Origin of the sequence: Polaribacter sp. HaHaR_3_91, from assembly GCF_019278525.1 — a bacterium.
Lineage (GTDB): Bacteria > Bacteroidota > Bacteroidia > Flavobacteriales > Flavobacteriaceae > Polaribacter.
In genome coordinates this window covers 436,712-459,790 of record NZ_CP058986.1, presented here as the reverse complement: position 1 = coordinate 459,790, position 23,079 = coordinate 436,712, and the positions used below count along the sequence as shown (strand labels likewise).

The 23,079-nt window shown below is 31.9% G+C and carries 15 protein-coding genes and 1 tRNA gene; 3 read left to right on the top strand and 13 right to left on the bottom strand.

Features of this window, described 5'->3' with window-relative positions; all coding sequences use genetic code 11:
• Positions 1–77: 77 nt before the first annotated feature.
• From H0I27_RS01940 to folB, 8 genes are all read right to left on the bottom strand, one after another.
• A complete protein-coding gene (locus tag H0I27_RS01940; protein ID WP_218732257.1) occupies positions 78–1,904 on the bottom strand; it encodes a M1 family metallopeptidase in 1,827 nt (608 codons plus the stop codon).
• A gap of 67 nt (positions 1,905–1,971) precedes the next feature.
• Complete coding sequence (locus H0I27_RS01935; RefSeq protein ID WP_218732256.1) at positions 1,972–3,603, bottom strand: S8 family peptidase; 1,632 nt, start codon at positions 3,601–3,603, stop codon at positions 1,972–1,974.
• 4 nt (positions 3,604–3,607) lie between these two features.
• A complete protein-coding gene (locus H0I27_RS01930; protein ID WP_218732255.1) occupies positions 3,608–4,453 on the bottom strand; it encodes an MBL fold metallo-hydrolase in 846 nt (281 codons plus the stop codon).
• A gap of 238 nt (positions 4,454–4,691) precedes the next feature.
• Entirely contained in the window at positions 4,692–4,853 is a 162-nt protein-coding gene (locus tag H0I27_RS01925; RefSeq protein WP_218732254.1) for a hypothetical protein, read from the bottom strand.
• A gap of 116 nt (positions 4,854–4,969) precedes the next feature.
• Positions 4,970–7,318: a penicillin-binding protein 1C gene (gene pbpC, locus H0I27_RS01920; RefSeq protein WP_254713123.1), complete on the bottom strand. Its 2,349-nt coding sequence runs from the start codon at positions 7,316–7,318 to the stop codon at positions 4,970–4,972.
• Between the two features lie 145 nt (positions 7,319–7,463).
• Positions 7,464–13,004 (bottom strand): alpha-2-macroglobulin, encoded by a 5,541-nt coding sequence (locus H0I27_RS01915; protein WP_218732253.1) that lies wholly within the window; start codon positions 13,002–13,004, stop codon positions 7,464–7,466.
• Between the two features lie 245 nt (positions 13,005–13,249).
• Positions 13,250–13,323: transfer RNA gene (locus H0I27_RS01910), tRNA-Cys, on the bottom strand.
• 151 nt (positions 13,324–13,474) lie between these two features.
• Positions 13,475–13,831 (bottom strand): dihydroneopterin aldolase, encoded by a 357-nt coding sequence (folB, locus tag H0I27_RS01905; RefSeq protein ID WP_218732252.1) that lies wholly within the window; start codon positions 13,829–13,831, stop codon positions 13,475–13,477.
• A 218-nt stretch (positions 13,832–14,049) separates the two neighbouring features.
• On the opposite strand from folB, the gene H0I27_RS01900 reads away from it, so the two are divergent.
• The gene (locus H0I27_RS01900; protein ID WP_218732251.1) at positions 14,050–15,735 is read left to right on the top strand and encodes a glutamine--tRNA ligase/YqeY domain fusion protein; all 1,686 of its coding nucleotides are present in this window, start codon (positions 14,050–14,052) and stop codon (positions 15,733–15,735) included.
• 70 nt (positions 15,736–15,805) lie between these two features.
• Positions 15,806–16,108 carry a DUF6370 family protein gene (locus tag H0I27_RS01895; protein WP_218732250.1) on the top strand — a complete coding sequence of 101 codons (303 nt, stop codon included), beginning with the start codon at positions 15,806–15,808 and terminating at the stop codon, positions 16,106–16,108.
• 221 nt (positions 16,109–16,329) lie between these two features.
• Here H0I27_RS01895 and H0I27_RS01890 read toward each other — a convergent pair whose 3' ends face one another.
• Positions 16,330–17,370, bottom strand: coding sequence for an aldo/keto reductase (locus H0I27_RS01890; RefSeq protein ID WP_218732249.1), 1,041 nt, complete (start codon positions 17,368–17,370; stop codon positions 16,330–16,332).
• A 209-nt stretch (positions 17,371–17,579) separates the two neighbouring features.
• Positions 17,580–18,767 (bottom strand): phosphoglycerate kinase, encoded by a 1,188-nt coding sequence (gene pgk, locus H0I27_RS01885; protein WP_218732248.1) that lies wholly within the window; start codon positions 18,765–18,767, stop codon positions 17,580–17,582.
• A 178-nt stretch (positions 18,768–18,945) separates the two neighbouring features.
• Between pgk and H0I27_RS01880 the strand changes: the two genes are divergently transcribed.
• Positions 18,946–20,091, top strand: a complete 1,146-nt coding sequence (locus H0I27_RS01880; RefSeq protein WP_218732247.1) for a DNA polymerase III subunit delta' — start codon at positions 18,946–18,948, stop codon at positions 20,089–20,091.
• A 126-nt stretch (positions 20,092–20,217) separates the two neighbouring features.
• Here the strand turns inward: H0I27_RS01880 and H0I27_RS01875 are convergent, their stop codons facing one another.
• The 3 genes from H0I27_RS01875 to H0I27_RS01865 form a co-directional block, all read right to left on the bottom strand.
• Positions 20,218–20,781, bottom strand: coding sequence for an MOSC domain-containing protein (locus H0I27_RS01875; protein ID WP_218732246.1), 564 nt, complete (start codon positions 20,779–20,781; stop codon positions 20,218–20,220).
• 29 nt (positions 20,782–20,810) lie between these two features.
• Positions 20,811–21,572 (bottom strand): enoyl-CoA hydratase/isomerase family protein, encoded by a 762-nt coding sequence (locus H0I27_RS01870; protein WP_218732245.1) that lies wholly within the window; start codon positions 21,570–21,572, stop codon positions 20,811–20,813.
• 146 nt (positions 21,573–21,718) lie between these two features.
• Positions 21,719–23,053: an MATE family efflux transporter gene (locus H0I27_RS01865; protein WP_218732244.1), complete on the bottom strand. Its 1,335-nt coding sequence runs from the start codon at positions 23,051–23,053 to the stop codon at positions 21,719–21,721.
• Positions 23,054–23,079 lie beyond the last annotated feature (26 nt).

The window sequence follows — 23,079 nt, the reverse complement described above, 5'->3', positions numbered from 1 at the left end:
ATGTTACCAATTACAAAAGTAACCAATAAAAAAAACCTCTCCAAGTAGGAGAGGTTTTTCATAATCTTTTAACATTCTTACTTTACTTCTAGAACATTATTCTCTAAATTAATATCAGCCATTAATCCGCTTTTATCAATAGTAACAGATTTTACAGCTTTAGAAACTGTAAAAGAATATGTTGGCATTGCCCAACCCCAATCTTTTAAAATGGTTGCTATTGTTGGCTTAGTACCTCTCATCATTTCTAATGGAATGTTAAAACTTTCTGATGTTCCATCTGCATAAGTTACATCAACATCCATTGGCATTGGCATTTGCCCAATTCTCTCTAAAGTAATTGTTTTCTCATCAACAGATTTTACACCATAATCTATGGTATGTGTAGTTTCTGTCCATTCATTTAAATACCAACCTAAATCCAATCCAGCAGTTTTTTCCATAGATCGTTTAATATCATTTGGTGTTGGATGTTTAAAACTGAAATCGTTAAAATATTTCTTTAATCCGTTTGCTACATTCTCTTTACCAATAACATATTCTAATTGACTTAAGAAAATATTTCCTTTAGAATAACTTGCAGTACTGTACGCCCAATTTGTATGGTATCTGTCTGCATGTGTAGATAACGATTCTTCATACCCTTTTGTAACAATAGATCTATAACCTCGATAAGAACCTGCATGTGGGTTTTCTTTGTTTTCTTTTAAAATTTCGTTTTCTGCTTTGTTAGAAATATAAGAAGTAAAACCTTCATCCATCCAAGGATGTAAACTTTCGTTTGATGCTAATAGGAACTGAAACCAAGTGTGTGCCATTTCATGTGCTGTAACTCCAAAAAGACTACCAAATTTACGTTTTCCTGTAATTAAAGTAGACATTGCATACTCCATTCCACCATCTCCACCTTGTATTACAGAGTATTGTTTATATGGATATTGACCAACTTGCTCACTAAAATACGTCATTAATTCAGCCGTTTTAGGCTGTAAATCTTTCCAGTTTTTTAAATATTCTGCTTCTAATGTTTTCTTGTATAAAAAATGCAAATCGATTCCATTTTCCATTTTTAAAACATCGTGAATGTATTCTGGATCTGCTGCCCACATAAAATCATGCACATTTGGTGCTTTAAAATTCCATGATAATTTATCGCCTTTAGGCAAGTTCAATTCTTTTGAATCATCTTGATAACCATGACCAATTTCTTGTGGATTTTGTAAATAACCAGTACCACCTACAGTATAGTTCTTATCAATATGAATGGTTACATCAAAATCTCCCCAAACACCTTGAAACTCTCTTGCAATATATGGTGGCGTGTGCCAACCTTGAAAATCGTATTCTGCTAATTTAGGATACCATTGAGACATAGATAATGCAACTCCTTCTGCACTATTTCTTCCAGAACGACGAATTTGCACAGGAACCTGAGCATCAAAATCCATTTCTAAAGTAACCGTTTCTCCAGATTTAATTGGTTTATTTAGTTGAACTTCTAAAATAGTCCCCACAGTTTCATGAGAAACTGCTACGCCGTTTTGTTTTAAAGAACCAACTTTAATATACCCAATTTCATTTGGCTGTAATTTGCTAATTCTATCTCTAACTCTTCTGTCTGGATCTTTAATGTTTAACGACCTCACATCCATTTGAGAACCAGGTTGAAACGCATTAAAGTATAAGTGATAAAATACTTTATCTAGATCGTCGGGAGAATTGTTTGTATAAACTAACGTCTGCTTTCCTTTGTATTGATAGTTGTTTACATCTACATCAACATCCATTGTATAGTCTACATGTTGCTGCCAATAAGTTTCTTTAGCCACATTGGTTGTATCTTTTATAACCTTACAAGAGGTTAGCATTATTAGTGACAATCCTAAAAAATAAATTTTTCTCATATTTATATTAATTAATGTTCAAAAAAAAAGCAGCATTTTTAAAATGCTGCTTTTTAAGTTTAATAAATTATTTTTTTCCGTTTACCATTCTGTCTGCCATTTGTAATGCATTGTAAGCATTAACAACTCTACCAGTAACTGATAAATCTGCAAAAGGAACTAACTCTCCTTTAGGATTTTCTCTAGACTGAGATCCTGGTTTAATTACCTCTAAATCTATTTTTACACCAGAATTCATTAAAATATGCTTTACCTGACTTGCTGTTAATTTAGGATAATAAGAACGTACCAAAGCAGCTACTCCTACTGCAGAAGGTGCAGCCATAGATGTTCCACTAAAGTGTTTATATTCATTTTCTGGAGTTGTAGAATAAATTTGAACTCCAGGAGCAAAAATATCTACATTTTTTTTACCATAATTAGAAAAATTAGCTGGTAGGTTTTCATTATAACTAGAGCTCATTGCTCCAATTGTTAATACGTTATCTGAAACCTCTGTTATTAAATCTTTAGAATCGTTTGGGTACGTTCTTTCTACATCAATATCCTTACCATCGTTTCCTGCTGCATTTATAATTAATACATCGTGCTTTGCTGCATATTGAATTGCTTCATACACCCATTCTTTATGAGGTGAGTATCCTTTACCAAAACTAGTGTTAATTACTTTTGCGCCATTATCTACTGCATAACGTAAACCTAAAGCAACATCTTTATCATACTCATCTCCATCTGGTACAGAACGTACAGCCATAATTTTTACATTATCTGCTACACCATTAACTCCTTTTCCATTATTTCTAGATGCTCCAATAATTCCAGAAACATGAGTACCATGTGCTTCACTTTTAGTTGAAACCCCTGGATTTCCATTTCCATAACCTGGAGAGTCATTAATATCTTCTGGGTTATCTCCTATTCTATAATTAGTATATTCGTTATTTAATAAAGCAATCGATTTGTCTAATTCTTTTTTAATTTCTTCTTGTGCTTGGCTTAAAGAAGGCAAACCAAAACCAAACATTTGTTTTGCAATTGCAATGCTCTGTAATAAAGAAGGATCTTCGGTTGTAATTGCCGCAACTTCTATAGCACTATAATCGTCTTTACCAAAGTGTCTAGCTAAATTTTCATCTGCACCTTTAACACCGCTTAACATTTGCTCAAATCTAGTTTTTGTCTTTTCAGCATTCCCAACTTTAATGTCGTGCGCTGCCTGAATCTCTGCAACAATTTCTGGACTTTCTAAAGAAGGATTGTGTAAAATTCTAGCTGACTCCAAGTTTTCTTTATAAGCATCGCCTAAAAAGTTCCAACCATTAATATCATCTACATAACCATTTTTATCATCATCAATTCCGTTACCAGCAACTTCTTTTTCATTTACCCAAGCCACATCTTTTAAATCTTCATGACCCAAATCTGTTCCAGAATCTACAACACCTACTACAACCGTTACACTTTTTTTACCTTGTAAAAAATCATACGCCTTGTCTACAGACATTCCAGGAATAGAATCTTTTACCAAATCTAAATGTCCCCAAGTATTTTTTTGTGCTTCTGTTAATGGTGCTTTTTTAGCTACTGCTATTATTGCTACATCAGAACCATTTGGAACTGGAAGGTTAGAAATTGATTTACAACCTGTAAAAACAAGTCCAGCAAAAGCTGTATATAAAATTGGTTTTAAAACTCTCATAATATTAATTAAATATATCTATAAATTTGTGTGTGTTCTTTAATCTAACTCCTTTTTCTGTATGCTGAACAGTACAAAGTTCATTATAAGCATCATGTTCTAAAAAAAGGTAATATTCTTTATCTGCTGCTTGGTTTAAGAAAGCTGCTTTTTCTTTTAAAGTTAACAAAGGTCTTGTATCATATCCCATAACATAAGCCAAAGGAATGTGCCCAATTGTAGGTAATAAATCTGCTACAAAAACAATTGTTTTGCCTTGATAAGATAGCATTGGTAGCATTTGTTTTTCTGTATGACCATCCATAAAAAGGACATCGAAACCTATTTGGTCTTTATAATTACTATGTATAAAATTTAATTGTCCGCTTTCTTTAATAGGATTGATATTTTCTTTAAAGAAAGAAGCCTTTTCTCTTGGGTTTGGCTCGGTTGCCCATTTCCAATGTTTATCATTAGACCAGAATTTGGCATTTTTAAAAGCTGGTTGTAAAATGGTTCTTTGTGCATTCCACTCTATAGCACCTCCACAATGATCAAAATGTAAATGTGTTAAAAAAACATCTGTAATATCATCTCTATGAAAACCATGTTTTGCTAAAGAAGAATCCAAAGAAAAATCTCCAAAAAGGTAATAATAACTATAAAATTTATTTGATTGTTTTTCTCCTAGGCCTGTATCAACTAAAATTAAACGATCTCCATCTTCTATAAGCATACTTCTCATGCTCATATCTATCAAGTTATTAGCGTCTGCAGGGTTCGTTTTTTGCCAAATAGTTTTTGGTACAACACCAAACATTGCACCTCCGTCTAATTTAAAATTTCCAGTTTCTATAGGGTATATTTTCATTCTGTATAGATTAAAATCATAAAAAAAATTGACTATAAAAATAATCAATTAGAATTCAATATATTCATAATACTTCTTAAAAGTATACAGAAAGCAAAGATGAAGAAAATAAGATAGTTTTTTGTTAAGAAAGTCTAAAGATTACACTAAAACAATTTAAAAATGATTGCCCAATAAATTCTAATTATTTTTTCTGAATCGAAAAAGGAAAACTAAAAAATCATGAATAAAATTAGAATTATTTAGAAGCCCTACTAGAATCCATTTCACTTAGAAACTTAGCCACTCTAATAATTACAAATACCAAAGCAATCAATCCCAAAATAACAAACAATAATTGATTGTCTAAGAATGACGAGGAAGTTTCCCCATTAATTGGAGTAGAGATTTGTAACATCATAATAAGGAGTTCGGTTTAGTTATATCAAAAATCTATAAAATTAAGCGCATACCTCTTGTTCTTCGATAAAAAACCCTTTTCTTACGTTGACATGCACTTAATCTACTTTAAGTAAATTATTCTTTTACTGTTATTTGCTGATGAATTTCATTTCCAAAATTATCCGTAGCCGAAATAAGATAGTTTCCAGTATTTAAATCCACTCCAAACTCATGCAGTTCTTTTGTGCTCCCTAAATATTTGCTATCAACATACCAATATAAAACAGCTTCATTGTTGGCATGAGCTACTTTTAAAACAAGTTCATTCTTCTTTCCATCGAAATTCTTTGGTAAAAAAATGGTGCTTTTTTCCGTTGGATAAATAAATTTCATCGCGTTTTTTGCCGCACCTAAACAATCATTTCTAAATTTTGGTAGCGGTTTATAAAACGGGTTTTTATCCTTGTAATAATATTCCATTAAAGGAGGCAACACAAACCAAGATTTTTGTTTGATGTTTTCTAGTTGTTCACAAGAAGTATTTACCTGATAATTTTCTGAAGCATCTACATTTACCAAAACATGAAACGGACAAGGTGCTGTTTTTAAACCTGCATTTTGTACAAATTCTAATGATGTTTCTTCACAATTTTGAGTTGCTCTATAACCACTTTGTGCACAAATTTCGATTTCAGTCATTTCATCAAAAGGCTTCTCAAACCATGCTGAATTTGGTAATTTATCAAAAACATCAAATAAAATAGGAGCTGCAGCTTGCACACCAACCAAACCAGGTCTTCCTTCTCCATCTGCATTCCCAACCCAAACTCCTACTACATAATCTTTAGTGGTCCCTATTGCCCAAGCATCTCTAAAACCAAAACTTGTACCTGTTTTCCAAGCAATTTGTTTAGAAGCATCAAAAAACTCCCAATTTTGATCTGCATTGGGTCTATTTACATCTTTTAAACTCTCAAAAGTGAGATAAATAGAAGCGGCATCAAAAATCATTTTTTCTGATGATTTTTCTCCAAAATCTATTTTATGATCCGCATAAAAAGTAGGTTCACAAAATTCGTTTTTAAAATACCTACTAGAGTTTTCTGAATAATGATTTACTGTAGATGCCATGGAAGCATAACTTTTGCATAAATCCCACAAATTACTTTCTGCACCACCCAAAGCCAGTGTTAGTCCATAATAATTAGGATCTTTCTTTAAATCTCTCAGTTTTAATTTTTGTAAATAATCATGAAATTTCTCCAACCCAAAACTTTGCAACATTCTAACGATGGGCACATTTAAAGATCTAGACAGTGCTAACTTTGCAGAAATTGCTCCAGCATATTTTTTATCAAAATTTTCTGGATGATAACTTCCAAAGTTTGTAGGCACATCTGCAACCAACATATTTGGCAACAAATCTCCACTATCTAACATGGCTGTATATAAAAATGGTTTTAAAATACTTCCGGTACTTCTAGGTTTGTCTATAACATCTACATCTTTCTGATTAATTTTAGTCGTTTTAGAGTTGCCAACATAGGTTAAAACTTGCCTAGTATTCACATCTAAAACCAAAACAGAAATATTAAATATCTCATTGTTTTTTAATTGATTATAATGATTATTTACAATTAAATTTGTTTGATTCTGCAACTTTTTATTTATGGTCGTTTTTACAAACTTTCCTTTATTTTTTTTATTGATTTTCTGTAATAAATGTGGTGTAATTTGAGGAAGTGGATACGGTTTTTGTGGTAATTCTTCTAAAACTGATAATTCATACGTTATCGAGTCAATGATATTCTTATTCAGTAACTTTTTTAACAATCTATTTCTTTTCACCAACAATCTATGTTGATTTCTCCCTGGATAAATCAAATTTGGAGCATTGGGTAAAACAGCTAAAGTGGCAGATTCTGCCCAAGATAAATCGGATGCTTGTCTATTATAATAGCGCCAAGAAGCAGCATCTAAGCCTACAACATTTCCTCCGAAAGGCGCATTAGAACTCCAATAGGTAATAATCTTTTCTTTGGATGCTCTAAACTCTAAACGTGTTGCTAAAATTAATTCTTTTACTTTTTCAAAATAAGTTCTAGGTTTGTTATCTCTACTCAAACGAATAACTTGTTGTGTAATGGTACTTCCACCTCTTTTTACACTTCCTGCTTGTAAATTTTGTTTTAAGGCTTTAAAAATGGAAACTGGATTAAACCCAGGATGCATATAAAAATGCTCGTCTTCAAACTGAATTAAACAGGTTTTAAATTTCTCAGGAACGGAGTCTTTATGAGGAAAACGCCATTGTCCGTCTTCTGCAATTAATGCCCCCAATAACTCATTATTATTACTTGTAATTACAGTTGATGTTGGCTTGGTAAACAACTGACTTGGCAAACAAAACACATAAAAAATAAGCAGAACAACAATAAATATTGTTTTCTTTTTATGACGTTTTATGTAGTTTGTTATTTTCAATTTTTTGCTTATTTATTTCTTTTAAGGTTTAATTATCATTTCGAAATGAGACTTTTTCAGGCGATTGAGAAATCTCATATTTATACTCTTCTCATTATGAGATTTCTCCTATCGTCGAAATGACACTCTTATTTTTTGGATTGTATTACTTAATCACTTCAATCCAACGTCCTTTTGTTCTTAACAAATAGTCATGATCATACATCGCTTCCACCTGAATTCCTGGTAAATAATAATTCCCTAAATACGCTGCATTCAATAAAACAGTAAAAGTTTTTGTTTCTGCTTTTTTAGACCGTTCATTTAGGTCGAAATAAAAATTAACGCTGTCATCTCTAATATCTGTATAACGAGCTTCACTTTTTGTAGTGGTTCCAAAATCTGTAAAACGAGTGTTCACAATTTCCCATCCAGAAGGAAAAACTTGCGTTAAAGCAATGTCTTTTACATTTTCATTTTTAGGGTTGCTCACAATTATTTTTGCTACAAAATCCTGACCTTGTTTTAAATTGTTGATATCAATGGATTTCCCTTGTAAATCTACATACTGAACAGTTGCACTTAAGCCTCTACTTTCTGTAATTTCATCACCCAATGGCAATTGTCCTGAATTGATAATTCTTGCAAAGACAACATTGTTATTCTCATTTTCTATAGTGATGGAGTTTGCACCATTTTTAACCTGAACGGTTCTTTGCACCATAGAACTTTGCGTTTCTACAGCAACCTTTTTGCCATTATTAGTATATTTTAAGTTGATAGCTTTCCCTCCGTTTTTAACTACCATTTTACCAATTGCTAATAAACTATATGCAGTAGATTGTGTACTCATCCATTTACTACCAGACAATTCTTTTGCAATAGATTTCGCCACCTCTCTTATGTCCTTATGATCAGTTATTAACATGGTTTCTAAGGCCATTGCTCGGTTTCTATCTACAGAACCGTAAGAATAATAATTGTATTTAGAAGTAGTAAAATTAATGTTTGCAGTACTCATAATTTCTAAACTCGCTTCTTTTTGTCCTGCCAAAGCATACGCTGCAGCCAAACGCCATTTTGCATCATTAGAAATTTGTTTAAACTCTCGCATTCTGTTCATCGCAGACAAATCTGGACTACCAGCTAAAGCCAATGTGTATAAACGATAAGCTTGTGCTAAATCTGTATAATTATTTCTGTAATCTGGCCTCCAATTTCTTGCTGCTTTTTTCTGATAACTAATAAAGTTGCTTTTAAAAGTTAACGGTAAAACAAATCCTTTTTTGGCAGCTTCTAACATAAAATGACCAGCATATGTTGTTCCCCAATCATCTGTCTCACTTTCTCCCATCCAATAACTCAAACCTCCATTTGCTTGCTGAAAGTTACCTAATCGTTTAATTCCGTTTTCTATATTTTCCTGAACCCGACGTTTTTTATCCGCTGTTAAATCAAAAATATCATTCAAAAATAATTGTGGAAAAACACCTGATGTAGTTTGCTCTACGCAACCATGCGGATACTGAATTAAATACTCTAATCTTCCTGAAAAGTTAATGTGAGGAATGGTAGAGATTTCTAACATTGCGGTATTTGATCCTTCAACTCCAAATGTATCAAAATTAATAGTTTGATTCTGATTACCTTCTACAGTTGCCTCTACTATTTTAGAGGTAATTGGATTCGGATTTACAACATCCAACTCTACTTTATAGGTTGCTTTCTCTCCGTTTCCTGATGCAATAATTTCAACGGTATTGATGCCGTTTGCTTTTAATACATCCATTTCAAAATACACCATTTTTTCATCTGGCTTCTCAAAATTAAGTTTTTGAGTTTTATGACCAATCACTGCAATTCCGTTAGATGTTTTTACCTCTACCGTTACATTTTTCACTTTTTTATCCATTGCAAAAATGGTAATTGGCAACGTAACTTTTTCCTTTGGCGATAATTTTCTTGGCAACGTAGCCAACACCATTAAAGGCTTTTTAACAGGTACTGCTTTTTCTGCATTTCCAAAAGCTTCATTAGTAACATCACCCGCAACTACCATGGTTCTTACAGAGCCAATATAATTTGGCAACGTAATTTTATGTGATGCTGTTTTTCCTTTTTTAAGATAAAACGGACCAATAAATTTTACAACTGGTTTAAATCTGTTGGCTTTTCTATTTTTTGCAGCAGCAGCACTTCCATCTCCACCAATTGCGAAAACCTGATCTACACTACCCGAATAGGCACCAATTACATCATCAAAAATATCCCAAGTTTTTACACCTAAACCTTCTCTTGCATAGAAAACATCAAATGCATTCGGAGTTTTAAAACGTGTTAAATCTAACAGCCCTTCTTCTACAACAGCCAAAGTATACGTCATGGCTTTGTTGTTTTTTTCAGAAACTTTTACAGTAAATTCTTTTTCTGGTTGCAACTCTTCTGGCATCGAAATTTGAGGCTCTAATTTGGTACTTTCATCTTCTACCAAAAGCGGAATTACACCAAATAATCTTATTGGTAAATCATTTTCTGAGACTTGGTGTGGTTGTAATAATGAAATGTTTACAAACACATTTGGCGCCATATTTTTGTTGATAGGAATTTCTACAGAAGTATTCCCTTTTGTAGTTTTTATCCATTTTGTTTCTAATACTTTTGTACCATTCTCTATACTAATTAACGCATGACCTTCACTGCCTGAAGGAAATGTAATTTTAGCAGTTTCACCAACATTATACTTTTCTTTATCCGCAGAAAACACTAACATTTTTGCAGCTTCTTTATTATCAGAACCAGAATTTTCCCACCAATTCTTATAGAAATAAGCTGTTCTACCAGTTGCGTGACCACTTTTCTTATCGATCACTCTTATTAAGAAACGACCTCTATCTCTTTCTGGAATATTTAAATTGAAACTTCCATTTCCTTTAGAGTTCGTGCTAATTTTTAAAGTTTTATATGGTTTATTATACGTGCTAGAAGTATATCTAGACAAGTTATCATCCGAAGAACTCCACCACCAACGCCACTCAATTTTATAAACTTCAACCTCTATTTCATCTCTTTTTACTGGACTTCCTTTTTCATCAACCGAAACCACAGAAAAAGTCTGACTTTCATCTGTAAAGAAAGAATCATATCTATTTCCTTCTGGCGATTTTAAACCTACAAAAGAGGCAAATGGCGCATATTTTTTAGTGAAAGCATCTATAGAAAAATCTCCTCCGTTTTCAAAAGCTCTTACTAAAAACTGAACATTTAACATTCCGGGAGCATTTTTACCAATAGCTAGTTTACTATCAATTTTTGCGAATCCATTCTCATCTAATTTTCCATCAAAAATATTTATTTCTTCAGATGAAAACTCTCTTGATGGATCTGTAAAAACATAGTCTTTGTAATCTTCAAAACCATAATTTGCCGTAGAAACTTTTGCTTTAATTTCTGCCTTTAGGTTTTTTGCAGGAGTTCCATGCAACCATTTTACCTCTAAAGTTCCATTAATAGGTTTGTTGGCTGTTAAAACTTCATCATCAAAATCGACCTTAATTTTTAAACGATTTGGTTTTACCGTTTCTATTTTTAGTGACTTGTAAAACTTTGCACCACCTACAGAAATTTTTGCATTGTAGTTTCCTGTTTTTGCTTCTTGAGTAGTTGAAAATATAAAGTTGTAAAAGTTATTTACGTTTTCTGAAGTTACTTTTTTATACACCAATTTTCCACTAGGGTCTGTAACTTCTAGCTTAACAGGGTGATTTTTTGGCAACTTATTATCTGCATCATTTAGTAAAAACGTTAAATACACATTGTCTCCAGGGCGCCAAACTCCGCGTTCTCCATAAATATATCCTTTTAAGCCTTTTTCTGTTTTGCTACCAGCAACATCAAACTTACTTAAAGACAAAGAATTCCCGTCGAACAATCTAATGTACCCTTTATTATTCCCTTTAGAAACAACTGCAAAAGCCGCTGTTTTAGAGGTTTCTATATTAGCAAATCCTTCTGAATCTGTTTTGGTGGTTACAATTTCTTGTTGCTGAAAATTAAATAATTTAATAGTTGCTCCAGCCTGAGGTTTTGTGCTTAAAATATCTGTTACGGCAAAGAAATAAGAGTTATTTTCTCCTTTTTTTGCGATAACCCCTAAGTTTGAGGCTAATAAATTTTGAGTTACTTCTTTATAGTAATAAAAAGAATCTGAACAAGGGTTGTCTCTTTCTTGCCAATTATAATTACGGTCTTTATAATCGTATAATTTATTATCCCAATACAATTCTTCTCTCGCTTCTTCGTCTTCTATTTTACTTAATTCATCATACGTTTCCTCTTCGAAATCAGAGTTTAAACTTTGATTTCCTGAACAATCATAAAGTGCCTGACTTTTATTAAAACTCAACTCTACTCTATAAATAGCTCCAGGTTCAGCATCTATTAATTTAGCCAAATCTACACTATACGCCTTCCATTTTTGAGTATTAATTGTCTTGCCGTCAATTAAGGAAATGGTTTGCTTAGCAACACGCCTACCAACTCGTTTAATTTGGTATTCATTATCACTATTCATACTGTTTTCTTGCAAAAACTGAAGCACATTATCTTCGTAAATTTTTATAATTCTAACATCTACTTCTTTTACGTTGATGGCTTCAAAATTGAATTTTAAATCTTTAGAATTTGGTAAAATAGCTCCGCTACTTATCGCTCTTATTGCTGGTTTCTTTTGCTCGAAAGTAATGGTTTCCTTAAAAGATTCTTTCAATTTATAATCATAAGAGTTTTTAATTCCCTGAAAAACAGAAACTAAAACATCGCCTTGAAACTTATTTTCTGAAAACACTTTTAACTCATTCCCGTTGACAATAAAACGTGGATTTTTTTCATTTTGAATAGTTACCAAGCCGTCAAAATTTTGTTGTTTTTTAAGTTGATCAGAAAAATTAATGGAAATATACTGCTCGGATGTATTGTTAACTTTTAAACTAAGTACTTTAAAATTATTTTTACCAGGAATTAGAACTTCATTTTCACCTTTAGATTCAGCATTTATTGCTTTTCCATCCCAAGAAATGTCTAATTGAGAGTCTTCTACAAAACGCTGAATACTATCAACTTTAAATTCGAAAACCTTTCCGTTTTTGTAGGATTCATTCCAAACGATGTTTTTTGATGTTCCATTTTGAGAAGCACTTATTAATTTTTTAGCATTTTCTAATAAAATAATATCTGCAGATTTTACAACACCTTCTAAATATTGAAATTCTTTAGAGTAGGATTGTAAATTATTGGTCTGAATATTAAAATTTGGCGCAATTGTTTTAAACTGAAAAGTATAAGTTTCGAAGTCATGAGGCGTGTCTTTATAAATTTCTTCTAGATTTACAGAAACACTATATTCTGTATCTGCATTTAAGATTTCATCCGGTATAAATACAAAAGCATGTTTATTTACTGTTTTAACAGTACCACTTACATGCGGTTTCACAGAAATAATTTCAGTTGAAATCTCTTTATTTGCTTCCCACCCTTCTACTTCTTTGGCTAGGTTTATTTCTATATTATTTGCTACAGAAACCACTCCAGAAGTAGTGTAACTTATATATTCTTTAAACTTAAAAATGTTATCTGTTTTAACTTCTTCTTTCTTACAAGAAAGGATAAGTAAAAAGATTGAGATTGTTAAAAGTAGATTTTTCTTTTTCATAGTAATTGTATTTATAAACACAGCTCAAAAATAAGGATTCCCTTTGAGCTTAAGTAAGACTATTTAGTATTCGCTATGGTTTATTTAGTATTCGTGAAAAATGGTTATTAACTCTTTTCTTCTTTTAAGGATAAGAGCTTTTTATTACTAAAACCTTAGTCAAGATTTTTACATAAATCCCAAAGACTATATATTCCAGCAAAAATTCCAAATAAAAAAACCCCAATCGGAATGACTGGAGTTTTTGGAGGTGTCTAGCGGATTCGAACCGCTGTACATGGTTTTGCAAACCATTGCCTAGCCACTCGGCCAAGACACCTTTTATCTTAAAGCAAGATGTAAATCTATTTTTAAGGATTGCAAATTTACGCAATTTTACAAAGATTACAAGCATTTTTTTTAATTAATACTCAAAACAAATAAATTTTAAGATTTTAAAACAAATTACCCTCTTTTTATCTGCGTAAAATTTATCTTTTTTCTGTAAGAATAATTACTACTTCTTCTACGTTTCCACCAATTGGTGGATTAATCTTAGCTACAGAAACCTTCGCTTTTTTTACTCTAGAAATTTCTTTAAATATTCTATCTAAGATTCTCTGCGCCACTTCTTCTAACAGTTTAGAACGAATAGCCATTTCTTCTTTTACAATAAGGTTTAAGTGCACATAATCTACCGTATCTGCCAATTCATCTGTTCTAGATGATTTTTTTAAATTCGCCTTAATTTCTAAATCTACAGTGTATTCAGATCCTATTTTTGCTTCTTCGTCTAAACATCCATGAAAAGCATAGAGTTTAATCTTGTTTACTTGTATTATTCCCATTTTGTAATTTAAAAGAACAAATATAGCGTTATTAACCGATTTTTATAGACTTTCTACTACTTGTGTTAGTGATTGAAACGGCAGCTTTTTTATAGTTTTTTTTTGGAAACTATAAAAAACTACAGTGTAAAGCACGACCCGCAGGGAAACACCCAAAAAAAGATCTGAAAAATGAGTTATTTTACGTAATTTTGGAGCTTAATTTTGTACCGAAACAGATGTCTGAAGAGAAAAAATCGCTCAATTTTTTAGAGCATATTATTGAAGAGGATTTAACAAACGGAATGCCAAAAGAAAATTTACGTTTTCGTTTTCCGCCAGAACCAAATGGGTATTTACATATTGGTCACACAAAAGCAATCGGAATTAGTTTCGGTTTGGGTGAGACTTATAATGCACCTGTAAATTTGCGTTTTGATGATACAAATCCAGCAAAAGAAGAGCAAGAATATGTAGATGCAATTAAGAAAGATATTTCTTGGTTGGGCTATTCTTGGGCAAATGAGTGTTATTCATCAGACTATTTTCAGCAATTGTTCGATTGGGCAGTTTTGTTGATAAAAGATGGAAAAGCATATGTAGATTCTCAATCTTCGGAAGATATGAGAGCGCAAAAAGGTACACCAACTCAGGTTGGGACTAATAGTCCTTTTAGAAATCGTTCTGTTGAAGAAAACTTGGAATTATTCCAAGGAATGAAGGATGGAAAATTTAAGGAAGGTGAACATACTTTGCGTGCAAAAATTGACATGGAAAACCCAAATATGTTAATGCGTGATCCTTTAATGTATAGAATTATGTACAAAGATCACCATAGGACTGGTTCTGATTGGTGCATTTACCCAATGTACGATTGGACGCATGGTGAGAGTGATTATATTGAGCAAATTTCGCATTCTTTGTGTTCTTTAGAGTTTAAACCTCACAGAGAATTGTACAATTGGTTTAGAGATAATGTGTACGATTTTAGCAAATCTGAATACCCAAACCCGCCAAAACAACGTGAGTTTTCTCGTTTAAATTTGAGTTATACCATAATGAGTAAACGTAAATTGTTAACTTTGGTTGAACAAGGAATTGTTGCTGGTTGGGACGACCCTAGAATGCCTACAATTTCTGGTTTAAGAAGACGTGGTTATACTCCGGAATCTATAAAAAGTTTTATTGAGACTGTTGGTGTTTCTAAACGTGAAAACGTAATTGACGTAGCTCTTTTAGAGTTTAAAATTCGTGAGGATTTAAATAAAACTGCCAAGAGAGTGATGGGAGTTTTAGATCCTGTTAAAGTGGTAATTACAAATTATCCTGAAGGAAAAGAAGAAATGTTAGACGCCAACTATAACGACTATGAAGATGGTTTTGGTAGCAGAGAGGTTCCTTTTTCTAGAGAGATTTATATAGAACGTGAAGATTTTAGAGAGGAAGCAAATAAAAAGTTCTTCCGTTTAAAATTAGGGAAAGAGGTCCGTTTAAAAAACGCTTATTTTATTACAGCCACTAGTTGTACTAAAGATGCTGATGGAAATATTACTGAAATACAATGTACGTATGATCCGTTAACAAAATCTGGAATGGATACCGAAGAAAGCAAACGTAAAGTAAAAGGTACTTTGCATTGGGTTTCTGTAAAACATGCTGCAAAAGTAGAAGTAAGAGCCTATGACAGATTGTTTTTAGATGAAGCGCCAGATAGCCATAAAGACAAAGATTTTATGGAGTTTATTAACCCAAATTCTTTAGAAGTAATTACTGCTTTTGTAGAACCTAGTTTAAAAACGGCTACCATTGGAGAACGTTTCCAGTTTCAGCGAATGGGATATTTTAATGTTGATAATGACACAACCAAAGACAATTTAATTTTTAATAAAATTGTTGGATTGAGAGATTCTTGGGGAGGGAAATAAGTAGGCAGTATTCAGTAGCAGCTATCACTGTTGTGTTTTAAAATAGAATGTTCATTTAAAATTTATAATGATGAAAAAATTAATTGTTTTAAGTTTATTAATATTCGCTTCTTGCACCAGCAAGAAGGAAATGAAACATGTTGCAGAAATTTCTTGTGGTCAATGTCAGCTTAATTTAGATTCTGAAGCAGGTTGTAGTTTAGCCGTTAGATTTGATGATAAAGCCTATTTTGTTGATGGTTTTGGGATTGATGATTTTGGTGATGCGCATGACGAAAACATTGGCTTCTGTAACGCAATTAGAAAAGCAGAGATTACTGGTGTTGTAGAAAATGGACGCTTTTTTGCAAGTGATATTAAACTGGTTGAGTAAAAGAACCAAGATATTTAAAATTAAGACGTAAAAACAGATTTCTGCTTTCGCAGGAATGACAATAAATAAAAAATCCGATGAAATAATTTTCATCGGATTTTTTTATCAATCTGAATTTATTTCAGACTCTTATGATTATTGAAGTTACGCAAGTTCAGCATGACAAATTTGTTTTTAAGACAATTTGTTTTTATACTGCCTACTGAAGACTGAATACTAACCTAAGGTGCAGGATTCGGTATTAATTTGTGAACTGCTTCAATTTCAGTTAAAATTTCTTCTGATAAATCAATATTTATACTTCCAATATTTTCTTTTAACTGACTCATTTTAGATGCACCAATAATATTACCCGTTACAAATGGCAATTGATTTATATAAGCCAAAGACAACTCCGTTAAACTCAATTTGTTTTTTAACGCAATCTCTTCATACTTTAAAACCGCTTGCTCAGAAGCACCTGTTTGATATCGAGTAATATAATTAGGATATATAATTCCTCTTGCATCTGCAGGTTTTTGTCCTCTTAAATATTTACCAGTTAATACACCTTGTGCCAAAGGAGAATAGGCTAATAAACCTATATTTTCTCTCATAGACACTTCAGACATTCCGTATTCATAACTTCTATGTATTAATGAATATGAATTCTGAATCGTTGCCATTCTTGGTAAATTCAATTCCTTAGCAGCTTGTAAATACTGCATGGTTCCCCAAGGAGTTTCATTAGACAAACCAATTTGTCTTATTTTTCCTTGTTTTATTAAGGCATCTAAAGTTTCTAAAATCTCTACATGATTTTCTGCCTCTTCATTTGAGGTTTTGTAAGGATAATCTCTCGTACCAAAACAATTAACCCCTCTTTCTGGCCAATGCAACTGATACAAATCTATATAGTCTGTTTGCAGTCTTTTAAGACTACCTTCTACGGCCTCAATAATTGCTTCTTTAGCCAATCCGTTTTTTCTAATATGTGCCGTATATGGACCAGGACCTGCAATTTTACTTGCTAAAACAACTTTATCTCTGTTTCCTGTTTTTTTAAACCAGTTTCCAATAATAGTTTCTGTGGTTCCATACGTTTCTGGAGTTGCAGGAACAGCATATAGTTCTGCGGTATCAAAAAAGTTTACACCTTGCTCTAAAGCATAATCCATTTGTTCAAAACCTTCTTGTTGCGTGTTTTGTTTCCCCCAAGTCATGGTTCCTAAACAAATCTTAGAAACTTTAATATCTGTATTTGGTAATATTGTGTATTTCATATATAAATGAAGTGTAATTGTGTAAATATTTAATCGTGTAACTATACAAAAACTTACTGCGAAATTATAATATATTCTTATATAAAACAATAAGCGTGTAATTTTACAATTACACGCTTATTAATAAATTTATATTTTAATACGAAACTTAGACAAGCTCAGTTTGATATCTTAAATGTTAATTGAAAATAGAATTATCTATTAAACCATTATTTTAAGATAGCCTCAATTCCTGGTAAAGTTTTACCTTCTAACATTTCTAACATTGCTCCACCACCAGTAGAAACATAACTTACTTTATCTGCAAAACCAAATTGTTTAACAGCAGCAACAGAGTCTCCTCCACCAACTAAAGAAAACGCTCCGTTTTTGGTTGCTTTGTCAATAGAATGACCTAATGCAATTGTTCCGCCTGCAAAAGATTCCATTTCAAAAACACCTAAAGGTCCGTTCCATAAAATAGTTTTACACTTATTTACAACAGTATCAAAAATCTCTCTAGATTTTGGTCCAGCATCTACTCCTTCCCAACCATCAGGAATTGCATCAATATCTAAAGTTTGTGTATTTGCATCGTTAGAAAAATCATCAGCAGCAATAACATCTACAGGTATATGAACTTCTACTCCTTTTTCTTTTGCTTGCTTTAAAATATCTAAAGCTAATTCCATTTTATCATCTTCACAGATAGAGTTTCCAATCTTTCCTCCTTGTGCTTTAATAAAAGTAAAACTCATTCCACCACCAATAATTAAGTGATCTACTTTGTCTAAAATATTTTCAATAACAGTAATTTTAGAAGATACTTTTGCACCACCTAAAATTGCTAAAACTGGTTTTTCAGAATTGTTTAATACTTTATCTATACTTTCTATTTCTCTTGCTAATAAGTTTCCAAAACATTTGCTTTCTGGAAAAAATTGTGCAATAATTGTTGTTGATGCATGTGCTCTGTGTGCAGTACCAAAAGCATCGTTTACATAAACATCACCTAATTTAGATAATTTTTCTGCAAAAGCAACATCTCCTTTTTTCTCTTCTTCGTAGAAACGTAAGTTTTCTAATAACAAGATTTCTCCAGATTGTAAATTTGCAACAGCTTCTTCTACTTTATCTCCAATACAGTCTGCAACAAACTTTACTTTAACTCCTAAAATTTCAGTAGCTTTTTCTACAATGTGACCTAAAGAAAATTCATCTTGAAATCCTTTTGGACGCCCTAAATGTGACATTAAAATACAGCTTCCTTCTTGCTCTAAAATATCTATAATCGTAGATTTTGCAGCTTGAATTCTAGTAGCATCTGTTACTTCAAATTTATCATTTAAAGGCACGTTAAAATCTACACGAATTAACGCCTTCTTATTCTTGAAATTAAAATCTTTTAATGTTTTCATCTTTTATTAATGTATTTTCAACAAAAATACCGAATTATTTAAACTTTTAGAAATGTTAAACCTTAAATTTAATACAACGTTTGCGAAGCCAAATACTGCGCTTTTCAAATATTTAATCTTTAAAAAGATTGCCTTCTAAAATTAATGGATTAATGCCAAACAAATTTTATATTTGCCCATGCTTTTCAACCAAATTATCGGACAAGAACACATTAAAAAACACTTAAAAGTATCTGCTGAAAACGGCAGAATACCACATGCTCAATTATTTGTAGGGAAAGAAGGTAGCGGAACTTTGCCTATGGCAATTGCGTACGCACAGTTTTTATTGTGTAATTTTTCTGATAATGTTGATGTCTGCAACTTAAAATGCGACAAATTACAGCATCCAGATTTACATTTCACCTACCCAGTTACTTCCAATGATAACGTAAAAAAACATCCTGTTAGTAGTTTGTTTTTAGAAGATTGGAGAAGTTTTATAGAAACCCAACCTTACGGAAGTTTATTTAATTGGCTGCAACATATTGGTGTAGAAAACAAACAAGGAATTATTGGAGTTGATGAAGCAGAAGAAGTGGTAAAAAAACTTCGTCTTAAAAGTTACGAAGGTGGCTTTAAAGTGATGATTATTTGGATGGCAGAAAAAATGAATATTGCTGCCGCCAATAAATTGCTAAAATTAATTGAAGAGCCACCAGAAAAAACGGTCTTTATTTTAATTACAGAAAATGAAGGTCAGATTATAAATACCATAAGATCTCGCTGTCAGGCATTACATTTTCCTGTTTTAAGTGAGCAAGATATTTCTAATGCGCTAGTTGAAAAGCATCAAGTTTCAGAAAATAATGCTACTAAAATTGCACATCAAGCAGAAGGAAATTTCAACAAAGCATTACAACTGTTACAAAACGATTCTAGCGATCTTGTTTTTGAAGAATGGTTTATTGCATGGATTAGAACTGCTTTTAAAGCGAAAGGAAATGCTGCCGTTGTGCAACAATTAATCGAATGGTCGGACACCATTGCCAAAACTGGACGTGAAACTCAAAAACGTTTTTTAGACTATTGTTTACAATTTTTTAGACAAGCATTGTTGCTAAATTATAAATCGGATCACTTGGTTTTTATGGAATCTAAAACCGGATTCAATCTTTCTAAATTTGCACCTTTTGTTCATTCTGGCAATATTTTAAACATCGAAAAAGAACTAAATGATGCCATGTACCACATAGAAAGAAACGGAAATCCAAAGATTATTTTGTTAGATTTATCCATGAAATTGACTCGTTTTTTACACAAAAAAGAAGAAACGGTTTCGTAGCTATTTCCAGCTTTACACTATATCTTTTTATCGTTCCTCAAAAAAGGATGCCGTTTCAATCTGGGCTAAACTTGTTTGCTAGCTATTTTAATACCCTTAAAACAAGCCTCTTTTTAAATAGTAAAACTATGCGTCAATTCCGTTTAAAATTCTTTTTGTAACAAACAAATCTGCAATAGTTGGATTTTCTGGACAACTTTTTATTTTTATAAATTCATCACCAGATTTTACAAAACCAGTTTGTAAAACTTTAAAATAAGCACCACAAAAAGTAGTTTTCCAAAACCTCTTTACAATTTTCATATTGTTAAAACGAACACCTAATTTATAACAAGGATCTCTTTGTACAGTTGCTTCTAAAATGGTTTCACCTACTTTAAACGTATCTCCTTGATGAATTTTTGTTTCATCTAAATCATCAATCGTTAAGTTTTCTCCGAAGATTCCCATTTCAAAATCTACTTTCGGAAAAACAGCATCCCAATATTCATAATGTTTTAGAGAATATCCGTAAACTGCTTGCAAAACTCCACCATGATTTTCTCTATCGCAAATAGCATCTCCCTTTACATCTTCGATATCTAAAAAGATAGGTTTATCTACAGAGTATTTAAAAATTCCCGTAGTAACCAAGGTACCTTTATAGTCTATTTCTTTTCGTTCCCCAATATTTGTTGAAATGATTTTCATTCTTAAATATAAAATCTTATAGATTATTTTTAAAATTTCTCTAATGCTCTTTTTGTAAATTCAGATAAAACCAATTCACCAGAAACAGCAGCTCTTTCGGCTAATAAATCAGTCCAATTTTCAGTTCCTTGCCACAGTGCTTTCTTCATTTCTGATAAAGCTACAGGATTGTAGGAAGCCAATTTTTCTGATAACAATTCTACTTCTTTCTCTAATTCTTTTTGAGATTCAAAAACCCTAGCATACAAGCCTTTTTCTTTTGCCCAATACGCATTTTTCCAATTGGTTGCATCTAATGTTAATTCAGCCGTTCCTGCAACACCAATTTTACGTGTTACAGCAGGTTCAATTACAAAAGGGCCAATTCCTATGGTAAATTCAGATAATTTTATGGATGCACTTTCAGTTGCCAAGACATAATCGCAAGCAGCAGCTAAACCAACTCCACCACCAACAGTTTTTCCTTGAACACTCCCAATAATTAATTTACCACAAGTTCTCATGGCATTTATTACGTTTGCAAAACCAGAAAAGAATTGTTTACCTTCTTCTAAATTAGAAATAGCGACTAACTCATCAAAAGAAGCACCAGCACAAAAAGCTTTTTCGCCTTCAGACTTTAAAATAATAACAGAAACGTCTTCATTATTTCCTACTGAAAGTAATTCTTTACTTAACCTCCCTAATAATTCACTCGGGAAAGAATTGCTCGCAGGATGTCCAAATTCTATAGTTGCAATTTTATTTTGAATACTCGTAAATAAACTTCCGTTTTGTCTTGTAGTGCTCATAAAATGTATCTTTTTGTAAAAATAGTGGATTTTATTTTGAATGTCTTTTCAAAATGAGACTATTTAGTATTCAGAAGTTCAATCAAAGAAATTAAAAAAGAGATTCTTCAATCGCTAAAAGCTCATTTCGGAATGACACGTAAAAATTATTCGTTGATTACTAATGGTATAAACTTAGATCTAAACCTAATAATTAATGGCAATCCTCTTGCAATCATCCAAAGTGTAAAGGCAATCCAAATTGCAATTAATTTTAAATCAAAATAATCAAAAACTAATAATGTGGGTATAAAAACCAATGCAGTAGAAAGAAGTAAGAGGTTTCTTAAATATTTCATTTCTCCCATTCCTTTAAACATTCCATCAAAAATAAAAGTGATGGCATTTATAGGTTGCATTAATAAAACAATCCAAAAAACATTGTAAAACTGTTCTAAAACAGCAGGTTCTTTCGTAAAAATTTGTCCGATGAAATTGTAAAAAATAAAACCAATCAGACCAATAAGCACCCCTATTGCCAAACCATATTTTAAAAGTTTATTACTTAGTTCTACTAAAGAAGTATAATCTTTTGCTCCTAAAAATTTTCCAGATAATATATTTCCTGCACTAGCATACCCATCTACCATAAAAGCACCTAACAACCAAATATTAACACCAATTGTATAGGCAGCAATGTATTCTTTACCATAATCTGTTGCATAGGAAGTAGCAAAGTATAAAGCGGTATTTAAGGCAATAGTTCTTACAAAAAGATTTCCTATCATTCCTAACAAACGCGGCACTTCATTATGAAAAGGAAAACTAATTCTTAAGGATATAGACGTTTTTTTTAGCAACATAACTAAGGCAATAATAGCCATAGTAATTTGAGCGATAATACTTGCATATGCAGCACCTTCTATATTCATAGCTGGTATATAGCCTTCAATTCCGTATACTAGAATAATGTCTAAAAAAACATTTAACAAAGCCCCTATAATTGCAATAATCATTGGATAATAAGTGTTTTGTAAACCTCTAAAAACACCAAATACAGCAAATACAAAAAGTGAAAATGGGAATCCGAATATTCGTATTTTAAAATAGGTAACACAATACTCTAAAACAGTTCCGGATGCATTATAAAATTCAAAAATTTGTTTTGCAAACGGATATGAAATTGCCAATATAATTAAACTTCCAAAAACTACAATGGCAATTGCTTGCGCTGGTAATCCTTTTACTTCATCTAATTTGTTGGCGCCAACATATTGCGAAAGAATAGAAGAAATGGCACTTCTGATTTGTCCGAAAACCCAAATTAACATAGAAATGAATGCGCCTACAATTCCCACAGCGGCCAAACTTTCTGTTGCATTTTCAGAGATGTTACCAATAATTGCTGTGTCTGTAATAGATAATAATGGTTCTGCTATACCTGCAATTAAAGCAGGAATTGCTAACTTATTAATCTTCTTTAAAGTAATAGTTGTGCTCAAAAAATTATTTTTTACAAAGGTAATTA